We start from the raw sequence: 19257 nt of genomic DNA on the forward strand, positions 1-19257 counted from the left end.
ATGGACTTTATTAATTATAACTGTATAAATATCAATTAGTTGATGGGATTTTTAGTATATTTACAGCAGTAAATTAATTTACAAATAAATGGCATCTATTTATGGCACAAGAGTATAAGCAGCAGGGAGTTGTAGGATTATTTGGCAAACATTACCGCCTGAAAAAACTTTCCAGTCAGGGCGATCCCCTTGAAAAACTTAATCGAGTCCCTAAAATCCGCAAGCAATACATAAAAAGAGCCAAAAAAGCGGCTGAATGTTGTTGATTCAGGCTTTTTTGGCTCGAATAATTTCACTTATTTAGGTGAGACAAATCAAACTAACGAAGTGAGATATGCATATTACAAAATCATCGGATAAGATAACACCATTTGGCGGATTAGATTTTTGTTTGGAAAGTTTTCATACGTGCGGGCTGGCGGGACTGATTGACCGGCACCTCGGCCCGAGAGGTCAAACGGCCGGGTTTTCCTACAGCGATATTGTTGCCAATCTCATGAGCGTATTGTTTACCGGCGGGGATTGCGCCGAGGATCTGGCCGAGCACCTGCGCGAGCCTCTGCATCGCACGCGGGGCCTCTCGCCGTGCAGCCCCGACACGCTGCTTCGCGGGGTCAAGCAGCTGGCCTGCGAGTCCCGCCAGCTTACTCATCCAACCAGCGGTGTGAACCACACGTTCAACATCAATGAGCCGCTAAACGAATTGTTGGTGAAAGCCTTGCGGACCACCGGACAACTCAGCAACCGGCGCTGCTATACTCTGGACTATGACAACCAGGTTATTGAAACCGAGAAATGGGATGCGGTGCGAACCTACAAAAAGTGTCACCGGCTATCAGCCGGGGGTTGCCAGCATTGAGGGCATGCCGGTAACCATCGAAGGGCGCAAGCGGCAACAGCCAGGCGAGCTTTGCCCAGCACGAAACCCTCGACCGACTGTTCGAACGGCTGAATGCCCATGATGTGAGCATTGGCCGCTTTCGGGCCGATTCAGCTTCCTATCAACAGGACGTCGTTGATCTGGTGCAACCCCATACCAACCAGTTCTACATCCGGGCCAAACGCTCGGCGGAGATGCTCCGACAGATTTCGGCGATCGACCAGGACGACTGGACATCGGTGAAACTGAACTGGCAGCCGATGGATGTGGCCGAGCTGGCTGACTGGCGGCCCTTTGACGGGCAAACCTCCTATCGGCTGATCGTCAGCCGCATCAAACGAGACGACCAGCAGGGCGATCTGTTCAGCGGGTCTGCCTACACCTACCGGGCCATTCTAACCAACGATCGTGAGAGCTCCCCGGAGGAAATTGTTGCCTTCTACAACAAACGCGGAGCCAGTGAGCGGGTCTTTGATATCATGGGCAACGATTTTAGCTGGTCGCGGCTGCCCTGCTCGTTTCTCTCGCAGAACACGGCCTTTATGATTCTCACGGCCATCATCGCCAACTTCTATCGTTACATCCTCAGCCTCTACTCGAAGCGCATCCCCTGGCTGAAGGTCACCTACCGGCTTAAAAAGTTTATCTTTCGATTCATCAGCGTTCCCGCCAAGTGGATTCGCTCAGGCAGGCAGAATATCCTTAAACTCTACACCGGTAAGGGCTACGAGCTGCTTCTGGAGTAGCCAACCGCCCCGCCATCTCCACTGACGCTATTCGTTAATCCAAATTTGTGGGAGAGGTGTGTCCATGAGTAAAAAAATACAGCAAAACAGGCATCCGTTAGCGGTCAACAGTGGTGAAAATGCAGCAAAGAATCACGGGAAATCTACAAATACGATAGTATTGTCAATCAAATTTTAGAAAATGAGTACTGTTATTGTACTATCTTATGCAAATGAAATCCTTGCGGATTTGAGGTATTACTAAAACCAAAAAAAACCGGAGACCACATGCTGGAGAACGAAACAATCACAGAATTCAATAACACACTTCTTGGAGATGTAGTAACACCTGAAAATAACAGGTATGATGATGAACGGCAGGTTTGGAATGGACTCATTGACAAATATCCGGAACTGATCGTCAAGTGCAGGGGAACATCCGATGTGATTCACTCTGTAAACTTTGCACGGGAAAATAACCTGCCAGTATCTATTCGCGGTGGCGGCCATAATGTGGCAGGACTGGCTTTGGTTGACGACGGACTTGTCATTGACCTTTCAGATATGCGTGGAGTTCACGTAGATCCGGACTCAAAAACGGCTATCGTAGAGGGAGGGGCAATCTGGGCCGATGTGGACCGGGAAACTCAGCTTTATGGGCTGGCCGCTCCCGGCGGAGTCGTTTCTACCACGGGAGTTGCAGGACTTACTCTTGGCGGCGGGCTGGGAAGGCTTCGGAAAAAACATGGACTCAGTTGTGATAACCTTCGTTCTGTTCGGATTGTGACCGCAGAAGGAAAAGTGTTAACAGCCAGCGAACATGAAAACAGTGATCTCTTCTGGGCAGTACGGGGCGGCGGCGGAAACTTTGGAATTGTTACAAGCTTCGAATTTAATCTCCATGAAGTGGGGCCTCAAGTCATGTTTTGCTTGCCGATGTATCCTATGTTAATGGCCGATGAAGTCCTTTCAGTTTGGCGGGATTTTATGGTTTCTTCACCCGATGAAGTAAGCTCAGAGGCCTTGCTTTGGTCTATACCTGATGTTGAGGATTTCCCGGAAGAAGCGCGGGGCAAGAGTATTGTAGCGCACCCCGGCAATGTACTCCGGTGATCCGGATGAAGGCCAGCGGGTGCTCCAGCCCTCAGGGAGATCGGCAAACCGGTAGTTGATATGAGCGGTCAATATCCTTTTGCAATGGTACAAAGTATGTTCGATTGGGCATTTCCAAAACACGAGCGAAATTACTATTTCAAATCAACGGATTTAGCTTCACTTGATGATGACGTGATAAAAGCGATCGTTTCAAAAGGAAAAGAACGTCCTGTTCCTTCCATGTTAGTGGCAATCTGGCATTACGGGGGAGAAATGAACAGGATTCCTGCGGAAAATGCAGCTTTCGGCAGCCGTGATACGTCATTTCTGTTTAGTGTCGATTCAGTTTGGGACGACCCCGACGACTCGGAAAAAGTGATTGCATGGTCGCGCAATGTTCTGGATGAGATGAAACCCTATTCAGGTTCCGGTATGTATCCCAATTTCCCCGGTTTTGGAGAAGAAGGAAACGAGTTGGTGCAATCCGCTTATGGTAAAAATTATAAACGCCTTGCAAAAATAAAGGCCAAGTACGATCCGGATAATTTTTTCAGTGTGAATTTGAATATAAAACCATTAGAAAAATGACTCCAAAACAGTTGATCCGTTTATTATCGATTTTCCTCATCCTGTTTTTCTATAGCATGGATGTTCAATCACAGGCTGTGATAACGGGAACAGTCGTCGAAGAAAACGGCTCACCACTGCCCGGGGCCAATGTACTTTTACTGCAGCCATCTGATTCTGCTTTAGTGAAGGGGACCGTAACTGACAATGCCGGATACTATGAGCTGAATAACATTGATCCTGGCCGGTACTTGTTGTCGGTCTCCATGGTTGGTTTTCAGATATATATATCTGCTCCATTTGAATCAGACCAGGAACCCATCCGGTTTGAAACGATCACACTACAGGTTTCACTGGAAGAGATGGGCGAAGTGGATGTCACTGCCCGCCGGCCGTTGTTTGAGCAGGAAATCGACCGGCTGGTTGTTAATGTGCAGCGAAGTATTACATCCTCCGGTAGTTCTGTACTGCAGGTACTGGAAAAATCTCCGGGAATCCAGGTGAACCGCCAGAGTAATTCCCTTTCCATGAGTGGTAAAACCGGTGTGCGGGTGATGATCAACGATAAATTTGTTCAGCTCCCCATTGATGCCGTGGTTCAGATGCTGGACGGTATGAGTGCCGCCAATATCGATCAGATTGAGCTCATTACAACACCACCGGCAAGGTATGAAGCCGAAGGAGATGCGGGTATTATCCACATCAAAATGACGCAGTTTACAGAGTTGGGCACCACCGGTATGATCGGCGGTAACCTGGGGTATAATCAGGCGGAAACACTCGGCGGAAATGTGAACATCAGCCACCGTGGAAATAAACTGGCCCTTTTTCTGGATTACTCCATCCACTACGACCGAACAGAGACCAACTGGATTAATGAGCGTTTCTTGCTTAAAGATGGATTCATGGGAAGAGATAACAAGCGATAATATACGGAAACCGTCAACCGGCGTTCAAAATGCACGGGCAGGTATGGAAGTTCAGATTGGTGGTAAAACGACAGCCGGACTCCTACTTACCGGCTACCAAAGGCTGTGGGATACACGCGATCTGTCTGATAATTTCGCCCGATTCAGCCCCACATCAAGCCTGAGCACCGAAATGTCGGTTCGTGAAACCAACCGGTGGAGAAACGGGCTGGTAAACGTGAGTCTTGACCACAAGTTCGATGAAAATAAAACGCTCAATTTTGATGTGGACTACCTTTACTTCAAGAACGACAATCCATCTCAGTATAAAAACAGGTTCATCGAAGGTGATCACACACTTTTGAATAGGGAAGAAATCGATGTTACAAAGGAGACACCGATCAACATCCGGGTTTCAAAACTGGATTTTCGGAATGAAATTTCTGATGCATTTACGCTGGAAACAGGTGTTAAAGGATCACTATCTGAATTTTCAAACAAAGTTGGTGTTTCCGATTTGGTAGAGAATGTTTGGGTGAAAAATGATACGTTCACTCAAGACGCCGATCTTTCAGAAAAAACTGCAGCTGGCTATCTATCCGGTAACTGGACACCTGCCGAAAACCTGAGGATAAACGCAGGATTGCGGTTTGAGTATACCGACCGGTTTTTGAGCACACCTGAAACTCCCGGACTTGTGGATGTGCAGGATGGTTATCTTTTCCCAAGCCTGTTTATTCAGAAAAACATGCAGAATGAGAAAAGCGTCGGATTCTCTTACGCGAGGAGAATCACCCGTCCTACGTTTAATGATCTGGCTCCATTTGTATTTTTTGTTGATCCGAACACGTTTCTGTCGGGTAATTCAGACCTCGAACCGGCCATCAGTGATGCGCTGAAACTGGATTACAATCATAAACAGTGGCTCATTTCACTTCAATACAGCTATACCAAAGATGCAATTGCGCCCTTCCAGCCTGTTCTAAATGAATCCACAAATGAGCAAACCTACAGCACACAAAACCTGAGTTATTTTCAAACCTATGCAATCAATACAAGTTTCCCCCTGTTTTTTGCTCCCTGGTGGGAATTGCGAACCAATCTGTCGGGAAACTACCAGGTATTCAGAACCGCACACTATGATGAGAATCCTACTCAGAATACGTATGTATTTACGGCTAATATCACCAATACCATTGATCTCCCCCGTGAGTTTTCATTCGAAGTCTCAGGATTTTATCAATCCAAATCAGTTTGGGGAATTATGGAAATCAGGCCACTGGGATGGCTAAATGCCGGTGTCCAGAAAAGAGTAGCGTCAGGCCGGGGCATGTTACGGCTTTCTGCTAATGATATCTTACAAACGAACGTTTGGAATGGCATCACAGATCTGCCAAGCGCAAACCTGGATTCTCAATTTATATATGATTTGAAAGAGAGAAATGTGCAGTTAACATTTACCTGGAATTTCGGGAACAGTAAGATAAAGTCGATGAATGTGAGTACCGGATCGGAAGAAGAGCAGAGCAGAGTAACCAACTAAAAATCAAAATATATCGGAAAAATTATGAAACGAATAACCATCCTTACACTAATCCTGGTAACGGTAATCACAGGTTTTTCTATTGCACAATCTCTCAACATCATCATTGAGAAGTTAGGTTAGCCTATAAACTTTGAAATGAGTCCCGATTTCTCCATTTTGTTTTAATTCTTCTGAATAAAGAGTTTCGCAGGAAGATGTTTTGATAATCCTTTGATGGTGTACTAACTCTCACACGTCCTGTTTATGGATCTCTATGAAGCACAAATATCGAACCCGGAACTGTTTCCGCAATTTTCGTTGAAAGACACCCTGTTTTTGCACTACACCTGTCCGCAGCAGGAAAGGCTGATGCAGCTCTATTCTAAATATATACAGTTCGATTTTACGTTAAACGGAAAACGGATTATTAACCAGGGAAGTAACAGGTATGTGGCCAACCCGGATAAGGGCTTAATTGTTAAAAAATGTGCTTTTGTACAGGAATTACCATCCGTCTCTGAAGGATGGGATGTGCTCATATTCTACCTGAAAGACGACTATCTTCGTTCTTTGTTTGAGGAATTCAGGCCGCATTTATCGCTGGAAGATTTACCGGAGCCGAATAAAGTCATGATTGAACCCTTTTCGATTAATGAGCACATCAAAAATAGCTACAAAAGTTTTATCCCCTACATCATTCATAAAAAAACACTACCCGATAATGTCCTCGAAAATAAATTTAAGGAATTACTGTTTAATGTCTTTTCCCACCCTGAGAACAAACACCTGCTGGCGTATATCCTGAGAACGGTAGAAAACTTTCAGACTCCTATCTGGGAAGTGATGGAAGCGAATTACTTTTACGATTTAAATATCCAGGATTTTGCAAAAATTGCCAATCGCAGCTTATCTGCCTTTAAGAGAGATTTTAAAAAACACTATCAAACATCGCCCGGAAAATGGCTCACTGAGAGACGCCTGAAAAGAGCTAAAAGTATGCTACAGACCGGGAACAAAACAATAAGCCAGGTCGCTTTCGATTGCGGCTTTAGCAATTTATCGCACTTCAGCAGAACGTATAAGGCCGAATACGGCATGTCCCCATCTGAATATCGGAGAGATTGGGCTGATAAGTAAAGTTTCTGAGCTTCTGAGAAAAGCCTGAATCACGGGAATCTACTATGTTGCATTCAGACAGATAACAAGTCATTAGGGATTCCTGCCGGAGGTCAATGAGGTTGATTTCCATATATGTTTTCCCATCTGATGTTATCTCAAACAATCACCCTTTAATCTTCTACATGGAAATAATTATGAACAGTTTATATAAAATTTCTCTGATCTGTACCCTTCTCTTTGGCCTGGGATTCACAGCTTGCCAGGCTCAATCCGATGATGGCATCATGACGGAATACCCGGCAGAAAAAGCCGAAATCATGCAAACGTGGAATGACATTGTTGAAAGCGTCAAAGTTGGGGATGTGGACAAATTAATCTCCTTTCATGCATACGGACCCAAATTCACTGAATTTAAACAAGGTGCTCCCCGCAACGGTGGAGAGGAAAATGAAGCCTTTGAACGGGAAGTTTTTGGCAGCGTTACGGAAGCCGTTAAAATGGATGCCAATGATATGAAAGTGGCCGTTTATTACGGGAATGTAGCCGTTGTAAGCTTCCATTCAGATTTTCATCTGAAGTTTGGAGAGGACCTGGCTGTTGTGAATGATCAGATCAGCCTGGTATTTGTTAAAAATAATCAGGGAGAATGGAAAATTGTTCATGAGCATCACTCGCCTCTTTCCGAAGTATAAGTAAACAAGACCTGACAGCGTCCGAAGGTCCTGTCAGCGTCGAATGAGTGGATACATCCAATAATCCATCAGGATCATTATAAAACCAACCAAATCGATAAGCAGGCTGGATAAAAGCTGAACGGAAAGATCATCTTTCCAACGGGTTATAATTACGAGCGGCTGCATGAAGTAAAAGCCAAATACGATCCAAAAATTTTTCCATATCAACCAGAATATCAAACCAAGAAAGTAATACAGTAATCCTGAGAGATTTTGTCCCACGATTACAGATTAAACAGGCACAAAACGTGCCGCAACATCAACAATAAAACAAGAGGTATTATGAAAACACTAAAACTACTGCCGATACTACTGATAACGGGCCTGCTGTTCGGGTGCGAATCAAACACCCCGGTTTCGCCGGAAAGTGAATTAGCATCTGCTGAATTGCAGTCGGATGCCGCTGCTAAAGGTTACACAAAATCCACTGCGGATATTTTCAACGGTGTTACCGGTGAAATCATCGGTGTTTCGACACTGCACCGGAATGGCAATGGAATAACCGTAAACTTTAAGACAACTAAATTAATGCCCGGCCATGCCTACACATTGTGGTGGGTGATATGGAATAAACCGGAATTGTGTGCGACACCGGGAGCTTGTGTGGAATCTGATTTTGGAAATGCCTTGAACGTGGAAGTACAGCTTCTGTATGCCACAGGAAGTGTTGCAGGAAATAACGGGAAAGGAAATTTCTCGGCTCACTTGAAAGAAAACGATGACAGCGGCTCGGTTCATGAACTTTTTGGACTGCCAAGCTTTGGCGGCCTGCAGGATGCGCAAACTGCAGAGATTCACGCTGTTTTGAGAAGCCACGGGCCGAAAATACCCGGCCAGGTAGGCGAGCAGATCAATTCCTATGAAGGCGGCTGCGTTGTTAATTTTGCGCCCTTTACCGAAATACCGGACGAGGCGGGAGAGTGCGGAGACATCATTGCTGCCATTCATGCGCCGCTTTGAAAGTAGTGTCAGTGAATGATTAGTAAATCATTCATTTTAACGGCTCTATGTTGATCGGTGTGGATATGAGGTGCAATTTTTAATACGAATTACAATTTAAAGTTACTTCCTCGTCAATACTTTTGTAGTGTTTTAAATGAGATAGTTAAAACTGAGATCAACTTTTAAACCAGAACCAGACCCTGAAAGGGTCACATATTGCAGCCTGGGGCACCGCCCCAGGTTTGCAGAATCAAGTCTATAATACCCCGAGGCAACAGATGCCATCAACGCTCCATACCTTATCGAGGGGTGGTGTACCTGAATCGGTTAGGGGTAACAGGGAGTTGATTCGGTCTGGATAACAACCATCGTAATGGGATCTGTGCCCTAATTAGATAATGGGCCGATGGTATTTCCCGTGTATCCGTGATACTATGTTCTACGACCCTTTCAGAGTCATATTGCCGACCGCAGAATGCCAGTGTAGATTATCGTTCTGTTTAACAGAAACAATAGGAGATTTATTTTTGCCTCAATCATGTACAGCAATCTAATAGGAAAGTAGGTCGGAATTGTCCATTATATCCTGTGTAAATCCATTCAAAAAAATTCCTACCCGCAGGTAAAAAATGACAAAAACCATTAAAGTAGCCGCCGCACAACTTTCGCCGGTTTTCCTGGATAAGAAAAAAACAGTCGAGAAAGCGTGTTCAGCAATATTGGAAGCCGGTAAACATGGGGCGAAACTGATTGTATTTCCAGAAGCCTTTATATCGGGTTACCCGGATTGGGTGTGGCTGATCCCAAACAGCAAGGGAGCCGATCTGAATGAGCTCTATATAAAGCTGGTTGAACATGCCGTTTCTGTCCCTGATCAAGCAACAGATCAGCTTTGCAAGGCCGCAAAAAAAGCGGGCATCCATGTGGTGATGGGCATGAATGAGCGGAACTCTGAAACCAGCGGGGCAAGCCTGTACAACAGCCTGTTGTTTATCAGCGATCAGGGTGAAATTTTGGGCAAACACCGCAAGCTGATTCCCACCGGCGGCGAGCGGCTGATCTGGGCGCAGGGAAAGGGAGATACGCTGCGATCTTACGACACCTCAGCCGGAAAACTGGCCGGGCTGATCTGCTGGGAAAACTACATGCCCCTGGCGCGGACGGCCATTTATGAAAGCGGAGCTCAAATACTGGCCTCCCCCACGTGGGATAAAAGCCCCAACTGGCTTCAATCCATGCAGCACATCGCACGGGAAGGCGGTCTGTTTGTCATCAGCACCTGCATGGCCCTGCGAATGGATGATATCCCGGAGCAGTACGAATTTAAAACCCTCTATCCCGAGGGACGTGAATGGATTAATACTGGCAATAGCTGCATTATAGCGCCGAACGGAAAATTTTTGGCAGGCCCTCTGGAAGCGGAAGAAGGCATACTCTATGCAGACATTGACCTGCAACAGATTATCGCAGCCAAGCGCATGTTCGACGTGGCCGGACACTACGCCAGGCCGGATGTGTTTAATTTTTCTGTGAATGAGTAAGATTTGGGATCTTGAGTGAATTAAGAACCGGAAAATGTGAAAACTAATCTATTACATAGCGACCAGCATCGATGGTTGCAACGCTCATGAAGACGGCTCTTTCGACGGATTTACCTGGGATGATGAATTCATAGCTCACCTGCTTACTGAATTTCCTGAGACGGTCCCGGCTCATTTGAAAGAGTAAAGCGGTCATTTAATATTGCACTACGAAGTAGTAAAACTTTCATCCACAGATTCCCCGACTAAATAGTCCAAAGTTTTACTCAATTAGTACAAGATTCTCTCCCGCAAATAGACGACTATTCTTTAAAAGAATACGGGTTCAAAAACCAGGGACAGTGCATTCGTTTTGTGAACACCGGGAAAGACAGCCGCATTTTAATATTGGTTTAACAAATAGCGACTCAATCACTTAAGCTGCTATTTAATTATTTGATGAAATTCAGAAGCAATTTGGTTTCAAAAAGCGAAATAATTGATGTATATATGTATGGAAAACTTGAAGATTTAAGCCTTTCCAAAATAACAACTAACGTATAAATCCCGTCGGTGCTGTATAGCTTCAGAAAAAACATACCACCGGTTTCATGAATCGAAAATTAGTACTATGAATGCAACTGAAAATAAATCAAAGAGAAAAAGAATAGCTGTACTTGGCGGAGGGCTTGGCTCCTTATCAGCAATTTATGAACTCACCGATTACCCGGGCTGGGATAAACATTACGAGATTACCGTTTACCAGGTAGGTTGGAGGTTAGGCGGCAAAACAGCAACGGGCCGTGGGCTTCACAACAGGGTTGAGGAAAAAGGAATCCACATTTTCCAGGGCTGGTACGATAACGCCTTCCGAATGGTGAAGGATGCCTATCACCTCCAGGAAGAGCTGGATTTGAATCCCGATAGTCCCCTCAAAAAATGGTCGGAAGCTATCGTTCCCGATAATGCCTCCCTGTTCACCGAATGGTCTCACAGAGAGGAGAAGTGGATTAACTGGCCCATCATCTTCCCAATGAACGACCAGGAACCGGGCACAGCCGGAAAATCCACACCGTTGGAATTGATTCGAAAAGTGCTTGGAATTGCCCTGCAGATGGTGATTGGTGAACCCTACGAAAAAGGAGAGGGGTTTTTGAGAAAGGAGTTGATGGAACATCTGCTGGATGTGAATCAGAAATTTGGAGACCCTCAGCCCCGCCACCGGCCAAAACCGCATTGGTGGGATGGCATTGTAAGCAAAATGAAAAAAACTTTCCAAAAAACTGTTGTACCCCTGGAAGTAAAAATGCTGCACAAGGCGGTTGAAATTATCGATGAACAAATTGAAAGAACCACCGGTGAAAATCCCAAAAAGGTTGAGCTGGAGGCGTTGGAGAAGGTTGTTTACCTCTTTTCAGCATTTACACACTGGTTCGAAAAAATGTTCTCTCACGCTATCGAGAAACACGACCAGGTTCGGAGAGTTATCTCTGTGATCGAGTGGATGGAAGTCAGTTTAACGGGTATTCTTCATGATGTTTATAACCCGGAAACCGGCGAGTTTGAGTATCAGAATATCAATAAATATAACTACCTGGATTGGCTGAAAAAACACGGTGCCTCTGAATTAGTCTTCGACTGTCCGTTAGTTCGGTTTATGTACACCGGTTCTTTTGCAAATCTTTTGAAGGGCGGAACGGGATTACTTGCGGCTGATATCGGCCTGAGAATGGTACTTGTTTCTGTTGATTACAAAGGATGCCTGGTCTGGAAATTGAGAGCGGGAACGGCTGATACCATCATCACACCCATCACGCAGGTATTAAAGCATCGCGGAGTAAAATTTAAATTCTTCCATAAAGTGCAGCAAGTTCATCATTCAGACAGTGGTGAAATTGAAAAAATATCTATGGCTGAGCAGGTTAAACTTCGGGATGATATTGACGAGTACAATCCCTTCCGAAAAATTGACGGTTTAAATTCCTGGCCGGCTGAACCACTTTATGAGCAGATTAATCCTGAACAGGCTAAAAAACTTCAGGAGAATGAGATTAATCTCGAAAGCTCATGGGCCGATTGGAAAAATTACCGTGAGTTTACACTCGAGAAAGGAAAGGACTTTGACCAGGTATTACTTGGGATTTCAGTCGCAGCTCTAAAAAATGTGTGTAGTGAAATTGTGGAGAAGCGTGAAGACTGGAAAAACATGGTTGAAAAGGTTGAAACGACCCAAACCGCACAGGTTCAACTGTGGATGAAACCAACTCTTCGGGAGATGGGCTTCAAGGTAGAAGACTGGGGAATGAAAGAGGGCGATGAACCCAATTCGGTAATTTACGCAAACTATCTCTACTCCTGGACGGATATGAGTCTCATCATTGATATGGAAAATTGGCCTGAACACCTCAAACCGGGTCACTTGAGTTACTGGTGCGGAACCATACCGGATGCCTCGCCCATGGAGCCCTATTCCAAACACTGGTTCCCAAAAACCCAGCAGGCCCGAATGATGGGAATTACCGAACAGTGGCTCTATTCTCACGGTGGTTGGCTCTGGCCGGAAACAACAAGCCGGGAAAATCCACAGGGCTTCAATTTTGATTACCTGGCCCCTTTTGAAGAGAAAGAAGATATGACCCCGATTGAGAAGTTTTACCAGCAGTTCTTCCTGCTTAATATCGAGCCGTCAGACAGATACGTACTGGCTGTTCCGGGTAGTAATCAATATCGAAAGAAAGCAGATGAGTCTGGATTCAGTAACCTGTTTTTAACCGGTGATTGGACCGATTTTGGATTTAACGTAGGCCATATGGAAGGCGCTGTAACCGCGGGACTTCGGACAGCTCACGCCATTCGTGAGTCGTATGGATTGGAAATCAATAAAGAGGTCTTCTGATGTGAATAAATTTATTCTTCTTATCGTATTTGGGTTTTTCATGAACTACTGTTCACCCGAACAAGAGCCCATCGCTCCGGAATTGCTGTACCCAAGCAATTTAACGGGCGTTTCTGTGGATTCTTTGAAGTCTCTTGCCGCTCACCGCATAGAGATGATAAAAGACAAACCTCATGAAAGATACCAGATTCGAGAACTGTTTTACGATCAGTTTGGCCACGGACATTTCAGCAGTTTTGGTTTTGGAAATTCAGAGCTCGCTTTTTTACAGTGGGAGGAACGCGGTGTTCTGCACCCTCCCGATGGCAATCCTGCCGGCAGCCCCTGGTGGAGCGAGGTAAACTTGCAATTTATTTACTGGTCAGAGCTGGCAGCTCTCATCCATCTCGCGGGTTGGGAAGAGGAACATCTCCCTGAACTCGAACCCCAGGTTCTACACTGGCTGGATTTTATTGAAGAGCCCAGCTCCAAACACTGGTACAAAGCTCATAACAGCAGCATTATTTCCGGCTATCATAAATATGCGGAGCTTGCCCACAAAGAAATTCATCCCGAACAGGTTTTTATTAATATGGTATTGTACCGGCTGCTGTATGCCCAGGCAATGGTTGAAGCGGAACATTTTGCATTTGGCAAATTGGGGGAATTTTTAGCGAACCCCCGTGGTTTTGCCGTTAACTTTATTGTAAATGATCATTTTTTTTATCCATCCTCTTATCCTCTGTCGAAAGAGGAACAGGATATCATTTTAGGCAGGAAACATTCCATCGGGGAATTGGAGGTCCACTTTCTTGATGATGCACTCATCCTGCCGCATGCTGATGAACTTTATGAAACTGCTTCGAAAATAAACAATACGCCGGAATTGATCTCTTTTATCGATAACGGGAAACCGATTTATCCTTTTATTCAATGAAGAAATAAGCATTTATGATTTTATATCAGAAGCAGCGAATCAAATAAAACCTAATTATTTATGCCTCCCATTTTATACGAAAATGAAAATTTCCGCCTTTGGAGAGAATCGGATTTTGCCGAACTGGGAGAGGTATTAATTAAATCGTATAAAGCAGACTTCCCCGATTCCGAAACCATCATGATGCTCACTAACGAGTATAATATCCTGAAGGGTTGCAGGATAGAGGGAGTTCGAAAACTGATTGACAAAACCCGGGTAAATAACAGGGAAGCACTTGTCTTTGAATATATAGAAGGTGATTCATTAGCAGACTTTTTAGAAATGAGATCATTTTCAATTGAGGAATTTCTCAAGATTGCAATCAAGTTGAGCCATATTCTGGGGCTTGTTCATGATGAGGGAATTATCCATAAAGACATCAACACAAAAAATATTCTTCTAACAGAACAGGATGATGTTTACCTGATTGATTTTGGAATTGCTTCGCGCCGGGATGTTGTCGTGAATCACCAGGGAAGCCCGGAAATGTTGCAGGGGCATCTTCCCTATATCTCCCCCGAACAGACGGGACGAATGAACCGGGTTGTTGATTTCAGATCCGACCTGTATTCGCTTGGGATTGTGTTTTATGAGATGCTTACCGGGAAGCTGCCCTTTCCTTCAAAAGATCCGCTGGAAATTATCCATGCCCACATGGCCGTGAATCCGCAACCCCCCAATAAAGTTGATGAGACGATTCCATCTGCAATATCAGATATCGTGATGAAGCTGCTTTCAAAAAATGCGGATGATCGATATCAATCTGCCTACTCGCTCCGATCCGATCTGGAACAATGCCTCGAACTACTTGATGAGGGAATACTCAACAAAGCCTTCAAACTCGGCACAAAACACACGCACCAGAGGTTTATTCTTCCGCAGAAATTGTACGGGCGGGAGCAAGAGTTAAAGCAGTTAAGCTCATCATTGTCTCACATCGGGCAGGGTCAGCCGCAGATGGTCCTGATTCACGGAGAACCCGGTGTTGGAAAATCGGCCCTGGTAAAAGAGATTCAAAAAGATATTGCCAAAAAAGGTGCCATTTTTATCTCAGGAAAGTTCGATCAGTACCAGCGGAATATCCCCTATTATGCCATTCAGAAAGCCCTGACCGAATGGGTTCAGATCATTCTCACTGAAAAGGAAGAAAAATTACAAGAGTGGAAAAAAATTATTCTCGATTCCATCGAAGATCTTGGTCAGTTGATCATAAAGCTGATTCCGGAAATCGAAATTATTATCGGCCAGCAGCCGGATGTCCCTGAACTGAATGGACAGGAAGCACAAAACCGATTCAATTACGTCATCGGTCAATTCATTAATGCTATCTCGCATGAGGGCTCGCCCCTTCTCATTTTTATTGATGATTTACAATGGGCCGATTCAGCTTCTCTCGATCTTATCAAACGATGGCTGGAGGATAAGGATAATCACCACTTTTTTGTGATCGGGGCGTACAGGGATAACGAGGTGGACAGTACACATCCATTCCAAATCTTTCTCGATGAACTCAAGAAAGAGATTATTCCGCTCTCGTTCCTGAAACTCAAAAACCTTGACCTCAATGATGTTTCTGAGTTTATATCGGATGCGCTCTTTGTTGATCAAAAGGCTATTGAACCATTAGCAAAATTCGTCTACAAGAAAACCGGCGGGAACCCAATCTTCCTGAAACAATTTTTACTGGCTTTGCACAGCGAGGGGTTGTTGAAATTTGATTCGAAAGAGGGCCGGTGGACATGGGATTTGGACGCTATCAACCAGTTACAGATTTCTGATAACATCGTGGATTTGATGATGGCAAAAATCAAACAGCTGCCGGAAGAAACGCAAGAAATCATCAAATTGGCCGCCTGTATCGGGAACAGTTTTGATGCAAATCTGCTCAGGCTCATCGCTGAAATTCCTGTTGACGAAACCATCCAACGGCTTGATCCTGCCATTGATGAAAGCCTGATTCTTCCAAAAGACCACAACTACCGTTTAATCTCTTCAGATGCTGACCTTTCCGATCAAAAAATAGAGTTTAGCTTTATCCACGACAGAATTCAGCAGTCGTTCTACTCATTGATTCCTGACGAGGAGAAGAAGAAAGTACACCTTCAAATCGGCCGGCTATTGGATAAAAATATCACCGGTGAAAAGCGAAATGAAAAGATCTTCGATATCGTCTTCCAGTTGAACACAGGCCTGCGCTTCATTGAAGACCGGGAAGAAAAAATTCACCTTGCCCGGCTTAACCTGCAGGCGGGCAGCAAGGCTGTGGAGTCATCCGCTCACAGCACTGCGCTCGAGCTCATTGAAAACGGATTACAGCTCATGCCGCAAAATGCCTGGACGGAACATTATGAACTGATGCATCAACTGTCGGAGAAGGGAGCGGAGGCAGCCTACCTTTTAGGGGAATCAACAAAAATGGATCAGTTTATTGATTCTGTGATAGACCACTCCAAATCAGCTCCCGAACAGAAGAAAGTGTACATGTTGAGAATTGATCACCTGACATCCCAAAATATGCTGCCGGAGGGTTTGCAGGCCGGCCTCGATATTTTGGAAAAGCTGGGCGTGGATTTTCCGGGTAATCCCAAAATGGTGCACATTATAATGGGGCTGGCAAAAACAAAGTGGTTGTTGAGGGGCAAACAGCCCGAAGACCTTATGGACCTGAAGGTGATGACCGATCCTGATATGACCGCAGCCCTGCCAATCCTGGAGAGAATTGTACCACCTGCCTACATGTCTGGCAGTAACATGTTTCCGCTTATTGTTTTTAAAATGGTTGAACTTTCTGTGAAACACGGAAATATGGCCTATTCGGCTTTTGGATATGGATCTTATGGAATTTCGCTCAGTGCAGTTTTGGGTGATTACGAGGGCGGATACCGCTACGGCCAAATGGCACTGGAACTGGTTGATAAATTTGATTCTGAAGAGTACCGCGTTAAAGTTTTATTCGTAACCGATTGTTTCCTGAATCACTGGAAACAACATCTGAGCCTCTCTTTAGATCCGCTTCTTGAATCCTACAAAAGTGGGCTAAAAGTTGGGAATCTGGTTGGGGGAATCTGGGCAGCATATTACTACCTGCTATGGCAATTTTATATTGCCGAAGAGCTTTCAGTACTCGAAGAGAAAGTGGATTCTTACAAACGGACGTTTCATCAGCTCAAACAACAAGCCGCTTACAACCGGGCATCCATTCTGCAAAATGTGATTCAAAACCTTGCCGGGGGAGATGAAATCGGGGTAAATTTAGCTGACCATTACGAAGGAGGCGAACAAAAAATGTTGGAAGAGTTGGAGGGCATGAACGACAAAACATCTGCCTATTTCTATCACTCCAATAAACTTTTCTTGCACCTGTTGAGACTTGAATCAGACAAAGCACTTGAACATGCTGCAAATACAAAGATTTTCGAAGAAGCCGTAGCCGGGCTTCCTGATTTAACATTTACTACATTTTATGCTTCCATTGCAGCTATTTATCATTCACTTCTTAAAAACAAAAATGACTCGTTGAAAAAGGCCAAAAAGAGCCTGAAGAGTTTCAAGAAGTGGTCTGAATCTGCTCCCGAAAATTATTTGCATCAATATCTTGCAGTGAAGGCCGGCTTGCTTGCTGCGAATGGAAATATTGCGGAAGCTACGAATTTTTTTGATCAGGCAATCCATCATGCAAATGAACAAAAATATGTTCAGATTGTAGCAATTATCAGTGAGTTAGCTGCACGGGTTTGCATAGGCAACAACCTGAATGTGCAGGGAGAGTTATTTTTAAACAAAGCTTACCGGGCATACAAATTCTGGGGCGCCGAAGCTAAAGCCAACATGCTTCTCAATGAATTTGAGTTTTTGGGAGATGATAACGTCACTTCAACTTCAGGTGGTTCAGGCAGCGGTGGAAAGCGCTCGGGTCAGTTTGACCTTTCTACTATTATGAAGGCAAGCACATCCTTATCGGGTGAAATCCGCTTCAATAAACTTGTAAGAACCCTGTTGAAAATCGTGATTGAAAATGCCGGAGCGGAACGGGCTATCTTGATCATCAACAACAATCACACGTACGAAGTAGCGGCGGAAGGCACGATCGAGGAAATTGAAATCCTTGACGGAATAAAGATCGAAGAGTTCGACAGACTGCCGCAGTCCGTTGTATTGTACACCATTCGTACCGGCGAAGAACTCATTATCCCGGATGCATCTTCTCATGAAAAGTGGTCTGCCGATGAATACATCAAAAAATCAGACGTAAAATCTCTGCTCTGTACATCCATAAAAAACCAGGGTGTGGTTAAAGCCCTTCTCTATTTAGAAAATAATTTAACAACCAACGCTTTTACAAAGGACAGGGTTGAACTGCTCAACATGTTAAGCGGCCAAATTGCTATATCCATCGAAAATGCAAATCTGTATAGTAATCTTGAGGAGAAGGTAAAAGAACGAACCACCGAAATAGAAAAAGCCTATGACGATCTTAAATCAGCCCAGGAGCAACTTATTCAACAGGAAAAATTGGCGTCTCTGGGTCAACTTACCGCCGGCATCGCCCACGAAATCAAAAATCCGTTGAATTTTGTGAATAACTTTTCGGATTTAAGTATTGAGTTGGTAGAAGAAGCGAGGGAGGAAGTAAAAAGACAAAAGGCCCCGAAAAGTCGGGACTACGAAAAACATGCAGCAAAAGGCAAAGGTGAGAAGAATTCTCCCCTTGAGGGGAGTGCCGAAGCGGAGCGAAGGCGAGGGGTGTCTGATGACACCAGCGATGATCACGACCTCATCATCGACATCCTCAACGATATCGAAACGAACCTCCAAACCATCCACAGACACGGTACAAGGGCCGATGTTATTGTAAAATCACTCCTTCAGCACTCAAGAGGTAGTGGTGTTATCATGGAGCCAACGGAGTTAAACCCGCTCATTAAAGAGTTTACAAATCTTGCTTTTCATGGCATGAGGGCCGGAGACAGACCGTTCGACGTAGATATTCAATTTGACCTGGATTCGTCCATCGGTGAAGTTCCCCTGATTTCTGAGGATTTTAGCCGGGTGATTGTAAACCTCTGTAATAACGCCTTTGATGCGATGCGGGAAAAAATGAATTCGGACCTTACTGAAAATTATTCTCCTAAGTTGTTTGTACGAACCATTCAAAGTGGTAGCTTGATAAACGTTATTGTTGAAGACAATGGAACGGGAATTCCAGAAAATCTGAGGAAGAAGATTCTACAACCTTTTTTCACTACAAAAAAAGGAACAGAGGGTACCGGCTTAGGACTCTATATTACCAATGATATAATCAGAGCCCACGGTGGTATCTTAACGATCCAATCTGAAGAAAATGAATTTACGCGTTTTATAATCGAATTAAATGTAAACCGATAGAAG

At 44.7% G+C, this 19257-nt stretch carries 13 protein-coding genes and 1 pseudogene; all 14 read left to right on the forward strand.

Annotated elements, in window-relative coordinates; translation table 11 throughout:
- The first annotated feature begins 101 nt into the window (after positions 1-101).
- The gene (locus U5K72_00830; protein MDZ7717347.1) at positions 102-266 is read left to right on the forward strand and encodes a hypothetical protein; all 165 of its coding nucleotides are present in this window, start codon (positions 102-104) and stop codon (positions 264-266) included.
- A 68-nt stretch (positions 267-334) separates the two neighbouring features.
- Entirely contained in the window at positions 335-859 is a 525-nt protein-coding gene (locus U5K72_00835) for a hypothetical protein (protein MDZ7717348.1), read from the forward strand.
- Positions 860-903: 44 nt separating this feature from the next.
- Positions 904-1626 (forward strand): annotated as a pseudogene (locus U5K72_00840) (transposase).
- 267 nt (positions 1627-1893) lie between these two features.
- The gene (locus U5K72_00845; protein MDZ7717349.1) at positions 1894-2718 is read left to right on the forward strand and encodes an FAD-binding oxidoreductase; all 825 of its coding nucleotides are present in this window, start codon (positions 1894-1896) and stop codon (positions 2716-2718) included.
- Between the two features lie 60 nt (positions 2719-2778).
- Positions 2779-3288 carry a BBE domain-containing protein gene (locus U5K72_00850; protein MDZ7717350.1) on the forward strand — a complete coding sequence of 170 codons (510 nt, stop codon included), beginning with the start codon at positions 2779-2781 and terminating at the stop codon, positions 3286-3288.
- Positions 3285-4196, forward strand: a complete 912-nt coding sequence (locus U5K72_00855) for a TonB-dependent receptor (protein ID MDZ7717351.1) — start codon at positions 3285-3287, stop codon at positions 4194-4196. The genes U5K72_00850 and U5K72_00855 overlap by 4 nt, the downstream gene beginning before the upstream one ends.
- Positions 4144-5718: an outer membrane beta-barrel family protein gene (locus U5K72_00860; protein MDZ7717352.1), complete on the forward strand. Its 1575-nt coding sequence runs from the start codon at positions 4144-4146 to the stop codon at positions 5716-5718. Before U5K72_00855 ends, U5K72_00860 begins: the two co-directional genes overlap by 53 nt.
- A 246-nt stretch (positions 5719-5964) precedes the next feature.
- Positions 5965-6837, forward strand: coding sequence for a helix-turn-helix transcriptional regulator (locus U5K72_00865; protein MDZ7717353.1), 873 nt, complete (start codon positions 5965-5967; stop codon positions 6835-6837).
- A gap of 176 nt (positions 6838-7013) precedes the next feature.
- Positions 7014-7511 (forward strand): nuclear transport factor 2 family protein, encoded by a 498-nt coding sequence (locus U5K72_00870; GenBank protein ID MDZ7717354.1) that lies wholly within the window; start codon positions 7014-7016, stop codon positions 7509-7511.
- Positions 7512-7835: 324 nt separating this feature from the next.
- The gene (locus U5K72_00875; GenBank protein ID MDZ7717355.1) at positions 7836-8513 is read left to right on the forward strand and encodes a hypothetical protein; all 678 of its coding nucleotides are present in this window, start codon (positions 7836-7838) and stop codon (positions 8511-8513) included.
- 611 nt (positions 8514-9124) lie between these two features.
- On the forward strand, positions 9125-10036 hold the full coding sequence (locus tag U5K72_00880) for a carbon-nitrogen hydrolase family protein (GenBank protein ID MDZ7717356.1): 912 nt from the start codon (positions 9125-9127) through the stop codon (positions 10034-10036).
- 610 nt (positions 10037-10646) lie between these two features.
- On the forward strand, positions 10647-12911 hold the full coding sequence (locus tag U5K72_00885) for an NAD(P)-binding protein (protein MDZ7717357.1): 2265 nt from the start codon (positions 10647-10649) through the stop codon (positions 12909-12911).
- A 1-nt stretch (position 12912) separates the two neighbouring features.
- Positions 12913-13827: a hypothetical protein gene (locus tag U5K72_00890; protein ID MDZ7717358.1), complete on the forward strand. Its 915-nt coding sequence runs from the start codon at positions 12913-12915 to the stop codon at positions 13825-13827.
- Between the two features lie 60 nt (positions 13828-13887).
- Positions 13888-19254 carry an AAA family ATPase gene (locus tag U5K72_00895; protein MDZ7717359.1) on the forward strand — a complete coding sequence of 1789 codons (5367 nt, stop codon included), beginning with the start codon at positions 13888-13890 and terminating at the stop codon, positions 19252-19254.
- Positions 19255-19257 lie beyond the last annotated feature (3 nt).

The organism is Balneolaceae bacterium (genome assembly GCA_034521495.1).
Lineage (GTDB): Bacteria > Bacteroidota > Rhodothermia > Balneolales > Balneolaceae > Rhodohalobacter.